The 18,273-nt window shown below is 71.8% G+C and carries 16 protein-coding genes; 5 read left to right on the plus strand and 11 right to left on the minus strand.

What is annotated here, in order from left to right:
• Window positions 1-41: 41 nt before the first annotated feature.
• A complete protein-coding gene (locus M8330_RS11595; RefSeq protein ID WP_250827453.1) occupies window positions 42-1,298 on the minus strand; it encodes a RimK family alpha-L-glutamate ligase in 1,257 nt (418 codons plus the stop codon).
• Between the two features lie 109 nt (window positions 1,299-1,407).
• Here M8330_RS11595 and M8330_RS11600 point away from each other — a divergent pair, with 109 nt between their 5' ends.
• Together M8330_RS11600 and M8330_RS11605 are read left to right on the plus strand one after the other, a co-directional pair.
• Window positions 1,408-1,935 (plus strand): ATP-dependent zinc protease family protein, encoded by a 528-nt coding sequence (locus M8330_RS11600; RefSeq protein ID WP_250055795.1) that lies wholly within the window; start codon window positions 1,408-1,410, stop codon window positions 1,933-1,935.
• Between the two features lie 262 nt (window positions 1,936-2,197).
• On the plus strand, window positions 2,198-3,199 hold the full coding sequence (locus tag M8330_RS11605; RefSeq protein WP_250055797.1) for a succinylglutamate desuccinylase/aspartoacylase family protein: 1,002 nt from the start codon (window positions 2,198-2,200) through the stop codon (window positions 3,197-3,199).
• 33 nt (window positions 3,200-3,232) lie between these two features.
• On the opposite strand, the gene M8330_RS11610 is transcribed toward M8330_RS11605, so the two are convergent.
• Together M8330_RS11610 and M8330_RS11615 are read right to left on the minus strand one after the other, a co-directional pair.
• Window positions 3,233-4,015 carry a class I SAM-dependent methyltransferase gene (locus tag M8330_RS11610; protein ID WP_250827454.1) on the minus strand — a complete coding sequence of 261 codons (783 nt, stop codon included), beginning with the start codon at window positions 4,013-4,015 and terminating at the stop codon, window positions 3,233-3,235.
• 37 nt (window positions 4,016-4,052) lie between these two features.
• Entirely contained in the window at window positions 4,053-4,253 is a 201-nt protein-coding gene (locus tag M8330_RS11615) for a hypothetical protein (RefSeq protein WP_250827455.1), read from the minus strand.
• 187 nt (window positions 4,254-4,440) lie between these two features.
• On the opposite strand from M8330_RS11615, the gene M8330_RS11620 reads away from it, so the two are divergent.
• Entirely contained in the window at window positions 4,441-4,935 is a 495-nt protein-coding gene (locus M8330_RS11620) for an acyl-CoA thioesterase (RefSeq protein WP_250827456.1), read from the plus strand.
• 12 nt (window positions 4,936-4,947) lie between these two features.
• Here the strand turns inward: M8330_RS11620 and M8330_RS11625 are convergent, their stop codons facing one another.
• From M8330_RS11625 to M8330_RS11640, 4 genes are all read right to left on the minus strand, one after another.
• Entirely contained in the window at window positions 4,948-7,518 is a 2,571-nt protein-coding gene (locus M8330_RS11625; protein WP_250827457.1) for a family 78 glycoside hydrolase catalytic domain, read from the minus strand.
• 100 nt (window positions 7,519-7,618) lie between these two features.
• Window positions 7,619-8,449, minus strand: coding sequence for a carbohydrate ABC transporter permease (locus tag M8330_RS11630; protein ID WP_250827458.1), 831 nt, complete (start codon window positions 8,447-8,449; stop codon window positions 7,619-7,621).
• A 2-nt stretch (window positions 8,450-8,451) separates the two neighbouring features.
• On the minus strand, window positions 8,452-9,336 hold the full coding sequence (locus tag M8330_RS11635) for a carbohydrate ABC transporter permease (RefSeq protein WP_250827459.1): 885 nt from the start codon (window positions 9,334-9,336) through the stop codon (window positions 8,452-8,454).
• A gap of 117 nt (window positions 9,337-9,453) precedes the next feature.
• Entirely contained in the window at window positions 9,454-10,770 is a 1,317-nt protein-coding gene (locus M8330_RS11640) for an ABC transporter substrate-binding protein (protein WP_250827460.1), read from the minus strand.
• 232 nt (window positions 10,771-11,002) lie between these two features.
• Here M8330_RS11640 and M8330_RS11645 point away from each other — a divergent pair, with 232 nt between their 5' ends.
• On the plus strand, window positions 11,003-12,034 hold the full coding sequence (locus tag M8330_RS11645; protein ID WP_250827461.1) for a LacI family DNA-binding transcriptional regulator: 1,032 nt from the start codon (window positions 11,003-11,005) through the stop codon (window positions 12,032-12,034).
• Between the two features lie 72 nt (window positions 12,035-12,106).
• Window positions 12,107-13,066: a diacylglycerol/lipid kinase family protein gene (locus tag M8330_RS11650; RefSeq protein WP_250827462.1), complete on the plus strand. Its 960-nt coding sequence runs from the start codon at window positions 12,107-12,109 to the stop codon at window positions 13,064-13,066.
• A 116-nt stretch (window positions 13,067-13,182) separates the two neighbouring features.
• Here the strand turns inward: M8330_RS11650 and M8330_RS11655 are convergent, their stop codons facing one another.
• The 4 genes from M8330_RS11655 to M8330_RS11670 form a co-directional block, all read right to left on the minus strand.
• Window positions 13,183-13,827 carry a hypothetical protein gene (locus tag M8330_RS11655; protein ID WP_250827463.1) on the minus strand — a complete coding sequence of 215 codons (645 nt, stop codon included), beginning with the start codon at window positions 13,825-13,827 and terminating at the stop codon, window positions 13,183-13,185.
• A gap of 34 nt (window positions 13,828-13,861) precedes the next feature.
• Window positions 13,862-14,602 carry a hypothetical protein gene (locus M8330_RS11660; RefSeq protein WP_250827464.1) on the minus strand — a complete coding sequence of 247 codons (741 nt, stop codon included), beginning with the start codon at window positions 14,600-14,602 and terminating at the stop codon, window positions 13,862-13,864.
• Between the two features lie 88 nt (window positions 14,603-14,690).
• A complete protein-coding gene (locus M8330_RS11665) occupies window positions 14,691-15,065 on the minus strand; it encodes a hypothetical protein (RefSeq protein WP_250827465.1) in 375 nt (124 codons plus the stop codon).
• Window positions 15,066-15,173: 108 nt separating this feature from the next.
• A complete protein-coding gene (locus M8330_RS11670; protein WP_284704593.1) occupies window positions 15,174-17,876 on the minus strand; it encodes a replicative DNA helicase in 2,703 nt (900 codons plus the stop codon).
• Window positions 17,877-18,273 lie beyond the last annotated feature (397 nt).

Below are 18,273 nucleotides of genomic sequence, written 5' to 3' on the forward strand. Positions count from 1 at the left end.
CGCCGGCGCGAGCTGAGCGGCTGGGCCGCCTGGCGCGAGGCTCAGCTGCCCCCGGCGTCCCCGCCGTAGACCGGCGTCGAGCCCTGCGAGGGGTGCGCCGGCGCGTCGGCGACGTCGTGGATGGGCTGCTCGGGCAGCTTCTTGAGCTTGGTGCGGCGCTTGCGGCGCGTCGGGATCATCGACCGCATCTCCTCGAGCTTGCCGAAGCAGAGCAGGCGGTCGCCGGCCTCGAGCACGTGACCCGCGTGCGGGTTCGGGATCACCTGGGTGCCCTGGTGCAGCGTGAGCGCGGTGATGTCGCGCTCGCGCAGGCCGGAGTCGCCGAGGCTCTTGCCGACGAGGTCGGACGCCTCGCCGACCTGGATCTCCGCGACGCCGTAGCCGGTGGAGACCGTGAGGCGCTGGCGCACGTCGATCTCGGGGAAGGCGACCTGGTTGTCGATGTAGTCGATGATCGCGCCGGCCACGTCGAGGTTGGTGGCGCGCTCGATGCCCTCCAGGCCCGGGGAGGAGTTGACCTCCATCACCAGCGGACCGTCGTTGCCCTCGAGCATGTCGACACCGGCGACGCGCAGGCCCATGATCTGGGCCGCGCGCACGGCCACCTTCTCGAACTCGGGGTCCAGCTTCACGGCCTCCACCGAGCCGCCGCGGTGGACGTTGGAGCGGAACTCGTCGCCCTGGGCCACGCGCCGCATCGCGGCCACGACACGGTCGCCGACGACGAGGGCGCGGATGTCGCGACCCTTGGACTCCTTCACGAACCGCTGGATCAGCACGTTCTGTCGGGTCGACTGGAGCGTCTCGATGATCGCCTCGGCGACCTTCAGCTCCGGCGCCAGGATGACGCCGATGCCCTGGGTGCCCTCGAGCAGCTTGATCACGACCGGGGCGCCGCCGACCCGCTCGATCGCGGGGATCACGTCGGCGCGGTCGCGCACGAACGTGGTGGCCGGCATGCCGATCTGGTGCCGGGAGAGGATCTGGGTCGCACGCAGCTTGTCGCGGCTGTTCGCGATGCCCCACGACGTGTTGGGCGTGTAGACGTCCATCTGCTCGAACTGCCGCACGACCGCGGTGCCGAAGTAGGTCACCGAGTTGCCGATGCGCGGCAGGATCGCGTCGTAGGTGGAGAGCGGCTTGCCGCGGAACTGGAGGTCGGGCTCGTCGCCGGCCAGGTCGATGCCGAAGCGCAGCGTGTTGAGCACCTTGACCGTGTGCCCCCGGTCCGCGGCGGCGGTGCGCAGGCGCTGCGTGCTGTACGAGCGCGGGGCACGGGACAGGATGGCGAGCTTCAAAGGGATCCCCCGATGGATGGCCTGGGTCGGCTGGGTGGTCAAGTGGCAGGGTGGGTGTCGTTCAGCGGGCGTCCCGGGCGCCCGTCGCGAGCCGGAGAGGAACACCAGGGTGACCGAAGCCGTGCACACGGACGAGAGCGACCTCGAGGACGAGGGCGGACCTGCCGAGACCCCACCTTCCTACACGGTGGCGGGATGGCGCGAGTGGGTCGCCCTTCCGGGCTGCGAGGTCGCGTGGGTCAAGGCCAAGCTCGACACGGGTGCACGCTCGTCCGCGATCCACGCCTTCGACCTGGAGGAGATCGAGAAGGACGGGGCGCGCTGGGTGCGCTTCACCATCCACCCCTGGCAGGCCTCCGACGAGGACGCCGTGGTCGTCGAGCGGCCGGTGCTGGACGTGCGCGAGGTCCGCTCCTCCTCCGGCCACGCCGACGAGCGCTTCGTCGTCCCCATGGACGTCACCCTCATGGGCCGGACCGTCACCACCGAGATGACCCTGTCGCGCCGCGACGAGATGGGCTTCCGCATGCTGATCGGCCGCGAGGGCCTGCGCCAGGGCTACGTCGTCGACCCCGCGCAGTCCTACTTGGGCGGCAAGCCGCCGCTGGCCACGCGGAGGCGCAACCGCGGCCGCTGACTACCGGTCGTCGAGGTGCGAGGAGCCCCGGCGACGAGCCACGAGACGCCCGCACCCGGCCACCCACCTCGACCAGCGCAGGACCGGTCGTCGAGGTGCGAGGAGCCCCGGCGACGAGCCACGAGACGCCCGCACCCGGCCACCCACCTCGACCAGCGCAAGACCGGTCGTCGAGGTGCGAGGAGCCCCGGCGACGAGCCACGAGACGCCCGCACCCGGGCACCCACCTCGCCCTCATCAGTCACGATGAAAGACTGACCCGGTGCGTCCTTCCTTCGAGATCGGCCCGGTGCGGGTGCGTGCCGGCCGCACGCAGTCCGTCTCGCTGCCCATCACCCGCCTCGTCACGGGCGCGGACGTCGACCTGCCGGTGCGCGTGGTCCACGGCCGCGAGGACGGCCCGACCGTCTGGATCGACGCCGCCATCCACGGCGACGAGGCCGTCGGCGTCGAGGTGGTGCGCCAGGTGCTGGCCGGTCTCGACGCGAAGACGATGCGCGGCACGCTCATCGCGGTGCCGATCGTCAACGTCCTCGGCTTCTCCAACGGCGACCGCTACCTGCCCGACCGCCGCGACCTGAACCGCTCCTTCCCCGGGGCGGCGCGCGGCTCGCTGGCCTCCCAGATCGCGCACCTGATGATGACCGAGGTCGTGGCCAAGTGCGAGGTCGGCATCGACCTGCACACCGGCTCGGACCGGCGCACCAACCTGCCGCAGATCCGCGCCGACCTCGAGGACCCCCGGACCCGGGAGCTGGCCAGCGCGTTCGCCGCGCCGGTGATGATGCACGCCCGCCTGCGCGACGGCTCGCTGCGCTTCGCGGCGCGCGAGCGCGGGGCCACGGTGCTGCTCTACGAGGCGGGCGAGGCCTGGCGCATGGACCCCTGGGCCGTGGACGCCGGCGTGCTCGGCGTCCGGCGGGTCCTGGCCGCCCTGGGGATGACCGACCCGGTCGAGGAGGAGCCGCCCGCCGCGTCCGCCGTGTCCTGGCGCTCGGGCTGGGTGCGCGCCCGCGGCACGGGGATGCTGCACCTGGAGGCCCAGCTCGGCGACCGGGTCACCAAGGGCGACCGCCTGGGCGGGCTCTTCGACTCCTTCGGCAAGCGCGTGCGGCTGGTGCGCGCCGACCGCGACGGCATCGTCATCGGGCGCACGGAGGCACCGCTGGTCAACAGCGGCGACGCCGTCATCCACCTGGCGGAGGTGGAGGAGCCGGCGACGCCGGAGGGCGAGCACGGGGTGCCGCACGCCTCCGACTGCTGAGGCCTGCTGAGGCCTGCTCGGTACCCGGACCGCTCAGCCCGCCACGACGCCGACGGCGAGCACCGCGCTGGTCTCCAGCCGGAGCGTCCCGTCGACGAGGAGGTCGGCCACGTGCCGGTCGTGCGCGGCCCGCATCGCCTGCTGCACCTCGGGCGTCTGCGCGCGCAGCGTGACGCCGATGCCGCCGACACCGCCGGCTGCCCCGCGCCACAGCGTGTCGGGCGGGCAGGCATGGGTCCAGGCCACCTCGCGGGCCCGGACGTCGACCAGGCCGGCGCCGGCCAGCAGGTCGGCGAGGCCCTCGACGGTCCGCGAGAAGTCCCTGTCGGCGGGCAGCCGCACCCCGGGTGGTCGCACGGCGCCGGCCTCAGCCAGCACCTGCTCCCACAGCCGCCCCTGGACGTTGGCGCCGCTGGGCCAGATGGTGACCACGACGCGACCGCCGCTGCGGGTCACGCGGGTCAGGTCGGCGACGGCGGCCCGGGGGTCGTCCAGGTGGTTGACCACGAACACGGACGCTGCCGCGTCCACCGCGTCGTCGGACAGCGGGAGGGCGGGCAGTGCACCCTCGACGAGCCCGAGGGAGGCGTCGGCCAGGGCCCGCATGGCCGGGTCGGGCTCGACGGCGACCACCTGCGCGTCCGCGGCGGCCAGGCGGTGCGTGAGGGTGCCGGTGCCGGCCCCGGCGTCCAGGACGCGACGCCCCGCCACGTCCCCGAGCGCAGCCAGGACAGCGGGGTGCACCCCCGCGCACAGCGGCGCGAACGTCTCGGCGTAGGCCGCTGCGACCCCGGGGTCGTTCCATCCACCGCTCACGGGCGGGCAGTGTGCCAGCCCGGGGGCCGGAGCGTCGTCAGCGCGTGCTGACGAGCTGCGCGCCGCTGCCCGAGGAGTCCGTGTCTGAGGAGTCCGTGCTGCCGTCCACGCGGATGGGACCCAGGACGATGATCGAGGCCACCGTGGTGACCACCGTGGTGCGGTAGGCCATCCTCCCCACGCCCGCGCGGCGGCGGGGCGGCTGGGAGCGGTCTCTGTCTCGTCCGGGCGTGCGCATGGTCGGTCACCTCGTCGTCGGGGCATCAGGGGTCGTGCGCGGCACCGCGTCGTTGCGCCGAGATTGCGCCGCTACTCCCTAATGTCACCGTTTGGTAACGGTCCTACACCCCCCGCCCGGTTGGAACCGGTTCCTGAAACGGACCCATCCGCCGACCGGCCCGCCCCGAACGCGCAGGATGGACGGCGTGAGCGACGAGCAGCCCCCGCAGACGAACCCGCAGACCGACCCGCACTCCGACCCGCACTCCGACCCCCGTGACCTGCGCCGCAGCGACTTCGGCGAGCACCGGACGGTCGCGCTGCGCTGGGCCGACACCGACCGCTACGGCCACGTGAACAACGCCGTGCACTACGAGCTGATGGACACCGCGGTGAACGCCTGGCTCTGGGAGACCAACGGGCTCACTCCCGAGGCACTGGACGCCGTGGGCGTCGTGGTGGAGACCGGCATGGGCTACTTCGCCGAGATCCACTTCCCCGGCTCCGTGGAGCTGGGCCTGCGGATCGAGAAGGTCGGCCGGTCCTCGGTGCGTTACCGCTGCGGCATCTTCCTGCCCGGGGTCGAGGAGCCCGCGGGGGTCGGTCACTTCCAGCAGGTCTACATCGACAAGCGCACGCGGCGCCCCGTCCCCGTCCCCGAGGAGGTGCGCCGCGTGCTGGGTCCGATCACCGTCTCCTGACGAAGGTCCAGGTCAGGCCGTGAACGTGTGCGTGCCCGGGCCGACCGCGACCGGCTCCCCGCCGGGCAGCAGCACCGTGCCCGTGGTGCCCGTCGGCAGCGTGGCCTCCACGTGCAGCGCGCCTCCGTCGTCCAGGTGCCAGGCCACCGACGCCCGGCCGTAGGGCGTGAGGTGAGCGGCGGAGGCGTGGGTGAGGCCGCCGCCGGGGCGGGGCTCGACCCGGATCTCCCGCCAGCCGGGGGCCGCCGGAGCCAGGCCTGCGACGCGGCGGTGCAGCCAGTCCGCCACGGCGCCGAGCGCGTAGTGGTTGAAGGACGTCATCTCGCCGGGGTTCACGGTGCCGTCGGGCAGCATCGAGTCCCACCGCTCCCAGATCGTGGTCGCCCCCATGGAGACCGCGTAGAGCCAGGACGGGCAGCCGCGCTCGAGCAGCAGGTCGTAGGCGGCGGCGTCCTGGCCGGTGCGGGAGAGGGCCTCGGTGACCAGCGGCGTCCCCGCGAAGCCGGTGGCGATGCGGTTCTCCGCCTTGGCCACGAGGGCCGCGAGCCGCTCGCCCGCGGCGGGCAGGTCCGCCTCGTCGAGCAGGTCGAAGCAGATGGCCAGCGCCAGCGCGGTCTGGGTGTCCTCGGTCAGGGTGCCGTCCTCGGCGCGCCACCGGCCGAGGAACGCCTCGCGCACCCGGCCCGCCAGCGATCGGTAGTGCCCGGCCACGTCCTCGAGCCCGAGGACGTCGGCGGTGTCGGCGAGGCGTCGCGCGGACTGGGCGAAGAAGGCGGTGGCCACCAGCGCCGGGTCGGTCACCGCGGCGGCCGGGTCCTCCGGCGGGGCGGCCGGGTCGAGCCAGTCGCCGAGCTGCTGGCCGCCCTCGGTCCACAGGTGCGTGGGGCCGGCGAGCCGGTCGACCAGGTCGACCCACCTGCGGCCCGACTCCAGCTGACGCGCCAGCAGGTCGGTGTCGCCGGTGGCGGTGAACAGGTCCCACGGGGTCAGCACGGCCGCGTCGCCCCAGACGGCGCCGGGCTTCGGCGGCGTCCACTGCGGGGTGGTGTCGATGTAGGGCACGTACCAGGGCACGTTGCCGTCCGGCTCCTGCTCGGCGGCCAGGTCGCGCAGCCACCCGGCGAGCATGCCGGTGCAGCGGTAGAGGAACGCGGCGGTGGGCGCGAAGGCCTGGATGTCGCCGGTCCAGCCGAGCCGCTCGTCGCGCTGCGGGCAGTCGGTGGGCACCTCGAGCGTGTTGCCGCGCATCGACCACACGACGTTGGCGTGCAGCCGGTTCACGTCGGGCTCGGAGCAGGCGAACTCGCCGGCCGCCTCCATGCCCGTGTGCAGGACGCGGGCCACGACGGCGTCCTGGATCGTCTCGGGCGTGCCGCCGGGCCAGCCGGTGACCTCGGCGTAGCGGAAGCCGTGGAAGGTGAACCGCGGCTCCCAGGTCTCCTCCCCGCCGGCGAGCACGAGGGTGTCGGTGGCGTCTGCGAAGCGGAGCGGGCGCGTGTAGAGCTCGCCGTCCTGGAGGACCTCGGCGTGCCGCAGCCGCACCTGCTCGCCGGAGGCACCGGCCACGGTGATCCGCAGCCGCCCGACCAGGTTCTGGCCGAAGTCGAGGAGCACCGCGCCGGACGGGGCGGTCCAGGCGGCGACCGGGGCGACCTCGTGGGCGCAGCGGACCGAGGGCCCGTCGGGGGCCACGAGGGTGGCGGGGTCGCGCTCGAGCACGCGGACGCCGCCCGTCGGCTCGGTCGGCCAGCCGGCCGTGCTCCAGGCCGGGTCGGCCGCGCGCGCGTCGTGGGTCTCGCCGTCGTAGAGCGAGGTGGCGGTGATCGGGGCGTCGTGCACGGCCCAGGACTCGTCGGTGCCGAGCGTGACGGTGGTGCCGTCGGTCAGCGTGACCTCGAGCTGGGCCAGCAGGCCGAGGGTGTCGCCGTAGCGCTGGGCGCGGCCGCCGTGGAAGCCGAGGCGGCCGCGGTACCAGCCGTCGGCCAGCCAGGCGCCGACCGCGTTGGCCCCCTCGTGCAGGTGCTCGGTCACGTCGTAGGTCAGGTAGCGCAGCCGGCTGGGGTAGCTCGTCCAGCCGGGGGCGAAGGCGTCCTCGCCGACCCGGCGGCCGTTCAGCTCCACCTCGGTGACGCCGTGGGCCGTCACGTAGAGCCGCGCCGACGCCACCGGGGCGGGCAGGTCCAGCTCTCGACGCAGGCGGACGACGCCGGTGACCGGCACCTCGGCGAGGGGGCCGACCATCACCGCGGACCAGTCGCCGGGCTCCAGCAGACCGGTCTCGACGTGGGTCCAGCCCGACCAGTCGCTGGGGTCGGCGTGCTCGCCCCACACACGGACCCGCACCCGGACCGCCTCGCGGCTGCCCAGCGGGGCGAACGGCCACGGCCGCAGCACGCTGTCGTCGTCCTCGACCCACCCGGAGGTGGTGGTGACGCCGCCGGCGTCCATCTCCACCTCGTAGCTGCGCTGGCGCCAGGAGGCGTCGGCGTCGACGACGAAGGAGAGCCGGGGCCGGGTCTCGCCGATGCCGAGGGCCTCGCGGTGGTGCTCGACGGTGGGCGCGCTGACCAGCGGGGAGGTCATGGGGGTGCCTTTCGTGGACGTGCCGGCGCGGGCCCGAGAGGCCGCCGGACGCGGAGAGGGGGGTGCTGCGGGTGCTGCCGGGTGCGGTGAGGTGCCGGGCTCAGCCCTTGACGGCCCCGCCGGCCATGCCCTTCATGACCTTCTGGTTCAGGAAGAGGTAGAGCGCGAGGGTGCCGAAGACGTTGATGCAGATGGCGGCGAACAGCGGCCCGTACTGGGTCTGGCCGAACTCGCCGGTGAAGTTGAGCAGGCCGGCCTGGATGGTGCGCAGGTCGTCGCTGCTGGTGAAGGTGAGCGCGATGAGCAGGTCGTTCCAGATGAAGAAGAACTGCACCAGCGCCACGGTGACCACGGCGTTGCGGACCATCGGGAAGCCGACGAGGAAGAACGCCTTGTAGATGGAGGCGCCGTCGAGCACGGCCGCCTCGAAGATCTCGCGTGGCACCGCACGGAAGTAGGTGGCCATCATGAACACGGTCAGCGGGAGGCCGATCGCGCAGTAGGTGATGAACAGCGGCCACAGGGTGCCGGTGATGCCGATCTCGAAGTACGCGGTGAACAGCGGCAGCAGGATCATCTGCGCCGGCACCATGATCCCGAGCAGGAACATCAGCAGCACGGTGTTGCGGCCCTTCCAGACCATCACCTCCAGCGCGAAGCCCGCCGCCGTGCCGGCCAGGACGATCACGGCGAGCGCCGGGAAGACCGTGATGACGGAGTTGCGGACGTAGGTCGCGAGGTTGCCGTCGGTCCAGGCGCTGGCGTAGTTGCTCCACACCCACTCCTGGGGCAGCGACCAGGCGCTGTTGTTGAGGAACTCCTCCTGCGTCTTGAGCGAGCCGAAGAACATCCACACCAACGGGTAGACGACGGCCACGAACATGATCGCGACGAGCAGCCGGGCGGGCAGCTGGGTGACGAACGAGCGCATGATCAGGCCTCCGTGACGTCGCGCCGCGCGGAGCGGAAGACGAAGATCGTGAACAGCAGCGACAGGATGGTGAGCAGCAGCGCGATCGAGGCGCCGTAGCCGTAGTCGCCGTAGCTGAACGACGTGCGGAACATGTAGAGCGTGAGCGGCGCGGTCTCCGTGCCGGGTCCGCCGTTGGTGAGGGCGACGATCGAGTCGAAGACCTTCAGCGTGCCGTTGATCGAGAAGATCAGCGAGGAGAGCAGCACCGGCATCGACAGCGGGATGATGATGTGCCGGATCATCTGGAAGGTGCTGGCGCCCTCCATCCGCGCGGACTCCATGACGTCCTCGGGGATGTCGACCAGGCCGGTGTAGAGCAGGACGGCGTAGAAGCCGGCCGAGCGCCACAGGTCCATCAGGATGATCACCCAGAAGGCGCTCATCCCGGAGCCGAAGAAGTCCATCGGCTCCGAGCCCAGTGCCAGGAGCATCTCGTTGACCGGGCCGGTGTTCGGCGCGATCTCGAAGAACTTCTGGAACATCAGGGCCACCGCGACCGTGGGCAGCACGATCGGGAAGAACAGCAGCGTGCGGATCAGCGAGGACGCCCGCTTGAGCACGAACACGTACAGCAGGGCCAGGCCGTAGCCGAGCGCCACCTGCGTGGTGGTGAGCACGAGGGCGTACTTGATGGTGAAGACCAGCGACTGGTGCACCTGCTCGTCGCCCCACAGCCGCGTGAGGTTGTCGACGCCGACGTAGCTGAAGCCGGTGATGGCGTTGCCGTCGAACAGCGAGTACCCGAGCGAGACGAGCACCGGGATCATCATCACCAGCGTGTAGACCAGCATGGCCGGCCCGAGGAGGACCAGGACCGCCTTCCGGTCGCCGAGGACGCGTTCCACTTCAACCTGCTCTCTCCGGGTCGCCGCCCGTGGGCGGCAGGGTCAGGGGGGCCGGGCGTCGGGGGTGCCCGGCGGGTGCCGGTCCCCCGGGGGCACGCCCGGGGGACCAGCCTGTCGTCACTCGCTGTCGAGCGCCGACTGGACGGTGGACATGAAGTCCTCGGCCGAGGTGTTGCCGGAGACGAACGAGGCCGCGTTGGTCTGGCCGACGTTGGTGGCCTGGGCCCCGAAGAGGGCCTCGAACCAGAGCACGGAACTGTCGGCGGCCGCGACCTGGTCGGAGACCTCCCGGGTCAGCGGGTCGAGCTCCACGTCGGAGTTCACGGTGAAGCCGGAGACCATGTCCTGCACCTCGAGCGCGGCGGCGCCCCAGTTCTCGGAGATGCAGGTCAGCCAGTCGCCGACCTCGGAGTTGTACTGCTTGGCCGAGAAGGTCATCGGCAGGCCCACGTTCGCGGGCGTCTGCTCGGCCGACCCGGCGCCGCCCTCGACGTCGGGGAACGGGAAGTAGCCGATGCTGTCGTTGCCGATCTTGTTGAGGTCCTCGTCGGAGAAGTTCGAGAGCACCCAGCTGCCCATGTAGAGCATGCCGGCGTCGCCGCTCATGAACGTGTTGACGGCGGTGTCGTAGTCGATGGAGCCGAGGCCCTGGCCGAACCAGCCCTGCTCGCCGAGGTCGGCGACGGCCTGCGCGCCGCCCACGTACTCGGGGTCGGTCAGCGCCGCGTCACCGTCGGCCACGGCCTGGAGGGCGTCGGGGCCGAGCTCGCGGAAGAGGTAGCCGGAGACCAGGCGGGTCAGCGGCCAGCCCTGCTCACCGGAGGCGGAGAACGGCTGGACGCCGGCGGCGTCGAGCTGCTCGGCGGCGTCGACCATCTCGTCCCAGGTGGTCGGCACGGCGATGCCCAGCTCGTCGAAGAGCTCGGTGTTGTACCAGAAACCCTCGATGTTGTACTGGTACGGCAGGACGTTGAAGCCGCCGTAGAGGGTCTCGATCGTGGAGATCGCCGCCGGCGAGATGTCGTCGATGACGCCGAGGTCGGTGAGCGTCTCGTCGAAGTCGAGCAGCTGACCCGCCTCGTCCAGCGTCTTGACGAGCTCGGGGGTGTTGCCCGCGGCGAAGGAGACGGGCAGCGCGTCCTGCCCGGCGAGCAGCTGGAGCTGCTGGTCGAGCTGGGTCTGCGGGATGGTCTCGATCTCGAGCGGGAGCGCGTCGTTCTCGGCGGAGCACTGGTCCGCGGCGAGCGACTCCAGCACCGGCGGGATGTTGGTGTTCTCGCTGTTGATCAGGAACGAGAACGCCTCCGGGTCGCCCTCGCCGGACGCGGAGTCCGAGCTGCCGCCACAGGCGGCGAGCGTGGTCAGCGAGGCGACGGCGAGGCCGACCCCGACGATCGTGGACCGGCGGCGCCGGCGAGTTCCCCAGGTGTTCACAAGCTTCTCCCTTGATCGCTCGCGCTCTGGATTGAAGCGCTTCAATATTCGTGACCGTAGCCACACGGCCGACGTGGTGTCAACCACATCTCGCGAACTCGTCGGGCGGTGGGGCCTTCGGGCTAGAGTCCGGGGTCCAACGGCACCGGCCTGCGCCGCAGGGCCGGGCGAGGCGCCCGGGAGGCCGGTCGCAGGGGCCGTCAGCAGAGCGAGAACACGCAGGTGAGAGGGGGTGGAGGAGCTGGCCGAGAGCAACGGGCGCCGCAGCGTCCGCATGGCCGACGTCGCCGCCCACGCGGGCGTCGCGCTGGGCACCGTCAGCCACGTCCTCAACCACCCCGAGAAGGTCTCCCCGCACACGCTGGAACGAGTCCGCCGCTCCATCGACGAGCTCGGTTTCGTGCCCAACTCGCGGGCCCGCGCGCTGGCCGCCGGCACCAGCTCGATGATCGCCTTCATCGTCATCGACCTGGGCAACTCGTTCTTCCTCGACATGGCCCGCGGGGCCGAGCTCGAGGCGCAGGAACGCGGTCTGAACCTCGTCCTCGCCAACTGCGACATGAACACCGACAAGGAGCTCGTCTACCTGTCGCTGTTCGACGCCGAGCGCATGGCCGGGGTGCTCATCGCACCGCTGCCGAGCAGCGCGGACGACCAGTGGCGACTCCAGGAGTGGCAGAGCGACGTGGTGGCGCTCAACGTGGACGCCTCGGGGCGCGGCTGCTGCGTCACCACCGACGACGAGCTCGGGGGCTACCTGGCCGCGCAGCACCTGATCGAGGCCGGGTGCCGGCGGCTGCTGTTCACCGGTGGTCCGTTCTCGCTGCTGCCCATCGCGGACCGGTACCGGGGCGCGCAGAGGGCCGTCGCCGAGGCGGACGGGGTGAGCCTGGAGCTGCTCCGCACCCTCCAGACCAAGCCGGCCGACGGCCGCAAGGTCGGCGACGCGCTGGCCGCGCGCGCGGCGGACGCGCGCCCGGACGGGGTGCTGGCGGCCACCGACCTCATCGCCTTCGGCATCATCGAGGCGCTCGGCGTGCAAGGGGTCTCGGTGCCCGACGACGTGAAGGTCATCGGCTACGACAACAACCGCCAGGCGTGGGAGTCCACGGTGCCGATCTCGACCATGGCGCAGCCGGGCGAGGAGATGGGCCGGCACGCGGTGCGGCTCCTCGTGGACGAGATCCGCAACCCCGGCTCGCACGAGCACGAGCACGTGCGGCTCACGCCGACGCTGATCGCCCGGGAGAGCACCGGCACCTGAGCCGTGCTGCGGCCGGCGTCCCGTCTGGACGGGGTGAGGCGCCGCGTCCGCACGCTCTGGGAGCCTGCCCGCGTGAGCGAGCCCCAGGTCGGCGTCCCCGTCGTCGTCGTGAACCCGATCAAGGTCGAGGACCTCGAGGAGGTGCGCTCCTGCCTGGCCGCCGTGGCCGCCGAGCTCGGCGTGCCCGAGCCGCGCCTGGTGGAGACCACCGAGGACGACCCCGGCTTCGGCCAGACCCGCGACGCCGTCGACTCCGGCGCCTCCGTGGTCTGCGCGCTGGGCGGGGACGGCACCGTGCGCGCCGTTGCCCAGGAGCTGGCCGGCAGCGGCGTGCCGCTCGGTCTGCTGCCCGGTGGCACCGGCAACCTGCTCGCCCGCAACCTCGACCTGCCCGTGACCTCCCTGGGGGACGCGGCCCGGGTGGCGCTCGGCTCCTCGACCCGCACCATCGACCTGGGCTGGCTGGTCGCCGACCCGGCGCCCGGCCAGTCACCCGACCTCGCCGACCCGCAGCCGCCGGCACCGGCCGACAACGTGCACGCGTTCGCGGTGATGGCGGGCCTCGGCTTCGACGCCCACGTCATGGACGACGCCCCGGAGGACGTGAAGGCCAAGGCCGGCTGGGCCGCCTACGTGGCCAGCGGCGCCCAGCACCTCATCGACGATCCCTTCGACCTGGAGGTCTGGCTCGACGGCGGCGAGCCGTCGCACGTCGAGGCCCGCACCGTGGTCGTCGGCTCCTGCGGCGAGCTCACCGGAGGCGTGGTGCTGCTCCCCGACGCCGAGGTGGACGACGGCTGCCTCGACGTGGCCGTGCTGACGCCGAAGGGCCTCTTCGACTGGGTCGGCACCGCCGCCCGCGTGCTCGTGGGCCACAGGAAGGACGGTCCGTCGCTGGAGCGCTCGCGGGCCAAGGTCGTGCACCTGCGCACCCCGTCGCCGCAGCCCTGCGAGGTGGACGGCGACGTGCTCGGCGAGGCCACCGAGACGGTGTTCGTCGTCCAGCCGGGCGCACTGGTCGTCCGCGCCTGACCCCTGCCGGCCGGAGGTTGAGGAAGGACGAAGTCCTGTGCCGGCCGGAGGTTGAGGAAGGACGAAGTCCTGTCTCGAGACCACCGGCTCCTGACGATCCTCGAGACCGCCGAACCCTAGATCTCGGCCAGCCAGGGATGCTCGGGGTCGAGGAACGACAGCGTCTCGTGCAGCCACGCCCGGGCGGTGCTGCCGAGCAGCGGGAGGGCGGCGCGCAGGTCGGCCTCGTCCTGCGGTCGTCGGCCGGGCGCCTTGTAGAGCAGCTGGATCTCGGGGCGTAGGTAGGGAACACCGTCCACGCTGGTCAGCGCCTCGGCCATGGGCATGCGGATGCGCTCGTCTCGCCGGTAGACCCACTCCCGCGCGCTGCCCGGCCCGACGAGCACGTCGTACTCCCAGGGGTGCCGCGCGCTGGGGCGTGTCCAGAGCTGGACGCACCCGTCGGGCAGCACCTCGGCGGCGGTGCCGTCCGGGCGGTCGTCCGGCAGCAGGGGCGCCAGCGCACCGCTGGTCGCGCTCCAGCAGTCCAGCCGCCCGGCCACGTGCCGTCGGAACAGAGGTAGCTCGTCACCGAGGACGGCCAGGTCGAGGTCGTGGTGGCCGCGGTGCGGGCCGGTGAGCGCCTCGACCGCGTACCCGCCGGCGACCCACCAGGTGCCCGGGTAGCCGGTCATCAGGGCCACGGCGTCCGTCGGGGTGCGACCGGCCCAGTCGCCGTAGAGCGCGGTGAAGGCGTCGTCCGAGAGGTCGTTGACGCCCATGTGGCAACCCTACGGCGGCCGGGCCGCCCCACGCTCAGCGCTCGACGGCTGCGTCGACGGCCAGGAGGTCGTTCTCGAAGCCGGCCCCGGGCGTGACGCCACCCAGCTCACGGACGCGGACGGCCACCCCGGTGGCCACGTCGACGGCGACGTCGAAGGCCTCGGGGTAGGCGCGCTCCTGCCAGTCGTGCGGGACGTTCTCCTCGCCCTCGGAGAACAGGCCCGCCACGCTGGGCAGCAGCTCGCAGCAGTCCCCTCCGCAGCGGGGCAGGTAGCCGTCGTGCGGCCGCAGCGTCGCGGCCCAGGTGGGCCTGCCGTCCCGCTGCTCGACCCGGACGTCGCTCATCTCCACGCCCGCCGCGAGCTCCACGGGGTCGAGCATCGCCACCCAGCGGAAGCTCCCGACCAGCGGGTCGTCGTAGTCGACCCAGCGTGGTCCCACCCGGCCCGGGCGCGTCAGCACCAGGCCGTCGTCGCGTCGTTCGGGCTCGACCTCCTGGGGCGAGAGCCCCGGACCGGGCTCGATGGCCGGCGCACCGGCGCCGATGGACATCGTCACCCGGCTGTAGGGCACCCCCGTCTCGACGCCGGACGCGTCACCGCGGACCCAGCGCGTCCACCCCGGCCGCACGACCCACGCCTCGGTGTCACCCCCGGGACGCTCCTTGCCACCCACCTCACGGTGGACGAGGTGCAGCGTCGTCCAGCGCCACGGCGAGGACCGACACAGTGCGCGGAGGTCGTCCGCGGTCGGATGGGCCGGCAGGGCGGTCATGACTCGAGGGTGACCGGAGGGCGGGCCCGGCGCCACTGGTTTCACGTGCAACCAACCACCGCTCGCCACACCGTCACGGTGCCTGGGGTCAGAGAGCCTGGACGCGCTCCACCGGGCGGCGCTTCGGCATCAGCGTGCGGAGGAACAGGGCCAACGCCTGCCACCCGACGTAGAGGCCGGTACCGAGCGCCGCGCCCCACACCAGGACGGGACCGCCGAAGCCGTCGATCTGACCCAGCAGCACGGCCCAGAGCAGCGCGCTCGCGAGACCGGGCAGCGCCCAGACGAGCGTCGCCTGCCGGATCGTCATCGTCTCCCTCCGGTAGGCGCGGGCGAGGAAAGTGGACGCGGCGAGCACGTACGGGACGCCGAGCAACAGCAGCGGCCAGGCTCCCAGAGGGACGAGCAGCGCCAGGCCGAGCCCGCCGGCCACCAGGTTGCTGATCAGGATGTCGCGTCGCACCGAGCACCTCCGAGCACCGCCCGGAGCGTCCGGTCGGGCATGCCTGACACTACTCCCGCCGCACGGTCTCGGCTCCCAGAAGTGCAGGTCAGCCGTGTCTGGTCGGTCTCAGTGCGCCATGTCGACGAAGCGGGAGTAGTGACCCTGGAAGGCCACGACGATGTCGCGGGTCGCGCCGTTGCGGTGCTTGGCCACGATCAGGTCCGCCTCGCCGGGGCGCTGCGACTCCTTCTCGTAGACGTCGTCGCGGTGCAGCAGGATCACCATGTCGGCGTCCTGCTCGATGCTGTTGTGGAGAGCGATGCCGTTGGCGACGAAGTTGTGGACCCCCAGCACGGTCGCGTCGTACACGTCCTCCTCACCCATCGGCTCGACGGAAGCGATCTCGTCCCAGTAGACGTCGTTGGTGGCGAGGACCTCGAGGTCGGAGCTGTCGAGGACCTCGGCCACGCGTACCATGCGCTGCCTGCTCGGGGCGTGCTTCCACATCGTGGAGCCGCCGAACGACGTACCCATGGCAGCAGCGAACTCGCGGTGCGTCATGCTCCGCTCCTGGAGCAGCGTCCGGACGTCGTCCCAGACCTGGGTCGGGACGGTGTCGAGATTCGTGTTGGGTCGGACGTCGCGGATGGCGGCTGCCACCCGAGCGACAGCCTCGGAGCGGGCGCCGTGCACCCCGATCTCGTCCAGGAAGCGGAGCTGGTTCTCCACCCCGACGACGTGGACGTGCCACGAGTCGCGGTACCCGTCCTTGCGCACCCGCTTGAGCCGGGTGAACACGTTGTACCGGGCCAGCAGCCTGGCGACGTCGTCCGCCAGCCGCCTGCTGGTGCTGGCGTAGTAGACACGCCCCATCTGCCGCTTCTCGTCGAGGTGCACGCACCCGTCGGTGGCCCACAGGTGGCGCAGGAACAGACGGACTTGTTCCTTGGGCAGGCCGAACACCCACGTCGGGACGAACTTCTCGTGACTGCGCAGGCCGAAGAGGCCGTCCTCGTCGAGCCAGGCCGCGATCGGGTTCCTTCGTCCACGAGCCAATCGGTACGGCGCCGGGAGTCGAAGCGTGGTCACCCGCGCCGCCGGGTAGTCGTCCCGGACAGCGGTGATGCCGAAGCGCCGGCTCGCCGCTTCGGTGACGGCGGCAAGGTTCGCCTCGTCGATGCTGGCGTAGCGGATCGGCTGCCGCCGCACGAACGAACCGTCGCCCAGCAGGTGCGCCAGCACGACGATCTCGTCGGGGTCCCGCGGGGTGATCTCCAGCGGCGGGGGCACGTGCCGTACGGAGCCCACGCGCGAACCGACCGTCAGTTCAGCGAGCGGCACCCAACCGTCGTAGGTCAGGAACGGGTGGTTGCCGGTGGCTCGCACGCGCCGACCGGAGGACAGAGTGACCTCGAACGTCTGCTTGCGACCGCTGGGGAACGCGTGGGTGAGCGTGCGCGGTACCAGCTTGAGGCGGTCGTCCAACGCCCACACGGGGACGTCCGTCGCCTCCGCGCCCATCAGCTCACCGAGGGTGATCTCGCTGTTGTCGTCGGCTCGCAGCAACCGGGTGTCCGCGGTCAGGCATCCCGACTCACGCAGGTCGGACATCATCGGGCGCTTGTCGCCTCGCTGCTCGGGTCCACGGTTCAGCTGGGAGAGCGCGATGATCGGCACCTCGAGCTCCTTGGCGAGGAGCTTGATCTGACGGGAGAACTCCGAGACCTCGAGCTGGCGGGACTCGACCTTCTTGCCCGAGCTCATCAGCTGCAGGTAGTCGATCACGATGAGCTTGAGGTCGTGCTGCTGCTTGAGGCGCCGGGCCTTCGCCCGGATCTCCATCATCGTCATGTTCGGGGAGTCGTCGATGAAGACCGGCGAGCTGGAGACCTCGCCCATCTTGCGGGCCAGCTTCTGCCAGTCGTCGTCGGTCATGTTGCCGTTGCGGATGTGGTTCAGCGGCACCTTCGCCTCGGCGGAGAGCAGACGCATGGTGATCTCCGAGCGCGTCATCTCCAGGCTGAAGAAGACGCTGGCGAGCCCGTTGTGGATGGACGCGGCCCGCACCAGGTCGAGGGCGAACGTCGACTTACCCATGGCGGGTCGCGCCGCGACGATGATCATCTGACCGCCGTGCAGGCCGTTGGTGAGGTCGTCGAAGTCGGCGAAGCCCGTCGGCACGCCGTACACGCCGGCCTCGCGGTTGCCGATGGCCTCGATCTCGTCGAGGACGCCGTCCATGATGTCGGCGAGGGGCACGTAGTCCTCGCCGTTGCGCTTGTCGGCGATCTTGTAGACCTCGGCCTGGGCCTCGTCCACGATCGAGTCGACCTCGCCCTCGCCGGCGTAGCCGATCTGGACGATCTTGGTGCCGGCGTCCACGAGCTTCCGCAGGATCGCCTTCTCCCGCACGATCTCCGCGTAGTAGCCCGCGTTGGCCGCGATCGGCACGTTGGCCGAGAGCGTGTGCAGGTACGGGGCGCCGCCGATCTTCTGCAGCTCGCCGCGGCGCTGCAGCTCGTGGGCGACGGTGATCATGTCGGCGGGCTCGCTGCGCCCGTAGAGGTCGATGATCGCGTCGAAGATCGACTCGTGCGCCGGGCGGTAGAAGTCGGTGCCGCGGATGATCTCGCCGACCTCGGAGATGGCCTCCTTGGAGATCAGCATCGAGCCCAGGACGGACTGCTCCGCCGCCATGTCCTGCGGCGGCGTGCGGTCGCCGCCGCCGGACGTCGGACGCTGCCCCGCCTCGTAGGAGACGGGGCCGTCCCCCCAGTCCTCGAAGGGCGGCTCGCCGCTGCTCCGCTGGGTCTCCTCGGCGATGCTCATGCGGTTCCCGGCTCCCGTCCGTGAGGCGTCGACGTCCCTGCTCCGCCAGGCTAGGTCGCTGCTCCGACACTGCGGTGGACGCAGGGGCGGACGCGCGGCGCCGGGACGGTCGGCTGCTCCGGGTGAGCACCACCCGGAGACGTCATCCGGCGGGACGTTACGACCTCGGGGGCGGCCCGTAAAAGCTGGTTCTCCACAGGTCCTGTGGAGAACGTGGGGATGGCTGGGGAGTCCCTGTTGATCACTGCCCACAGGCTGGGGAGAACTCTGTGGAGCCTCGTCCCCAAATGTGGTGAACGGACGCTCTGACCTGCGGTTTCACAGGACACCGATCTGTGTGGAAAAGAATTTGTGGCCGCGAGCGTTCACTCGTCCGACACGTGGACGCCCCCGTGCA

This window comes from Nocardioides bruguierae (genome assembly GCF_023656415.1).
Lineage (GTDB): Bacteria > Actinomycetota > Actinomycetes > Propionibacteriales > Nocardioidaceae > Nocardioides > Nocardioides bruguierae.

Coding starts and splice junctions, on each gene's coding strand:
- M8330_RS11630 (WP_250827458.1), bottom strand. CDS start 8,449: ATGCGCTCGTTCGTCACCCAGCTGCCCGCCCGGCTGCTCGTCGCGATC.
- M8330_RS11660 (WP_250827464.1), bottom strand. CDS start 14,602: ATGACCGCCCTGCCGGCCCATCCGACCGCGGACGACCTCCGCGCACTG.
- M8330_RS11615 (WP_250827455.1), bottom strand. CDS start 4,253: ATGCGCACGCCCGGACGAGACAGAGACCGCTCCCAGCCGCCCCGCCGC.
- M8330_RS11670 (WP_284704593.1), bottom strand. CDS start 17,876: ATGAGCATCGCCGAGGAGACCCAGCGGAGCAGCGGCGAGCCGCCCTTC.
- M8330_RS11655 (WP_250827463.1), bottom strand. CDS start 13,827: ATGGGCGTCAACGACCTCTCGGACGACGCCTTCACCGCGCTCTACGGC.
- M8330_RS11625 (WP_250827457.1), bottom strand. CDS start 7,518: ATGACCTCCCCGCTGGTCAGCGCGCCCACCGTCGAGCACCACCGCGAG.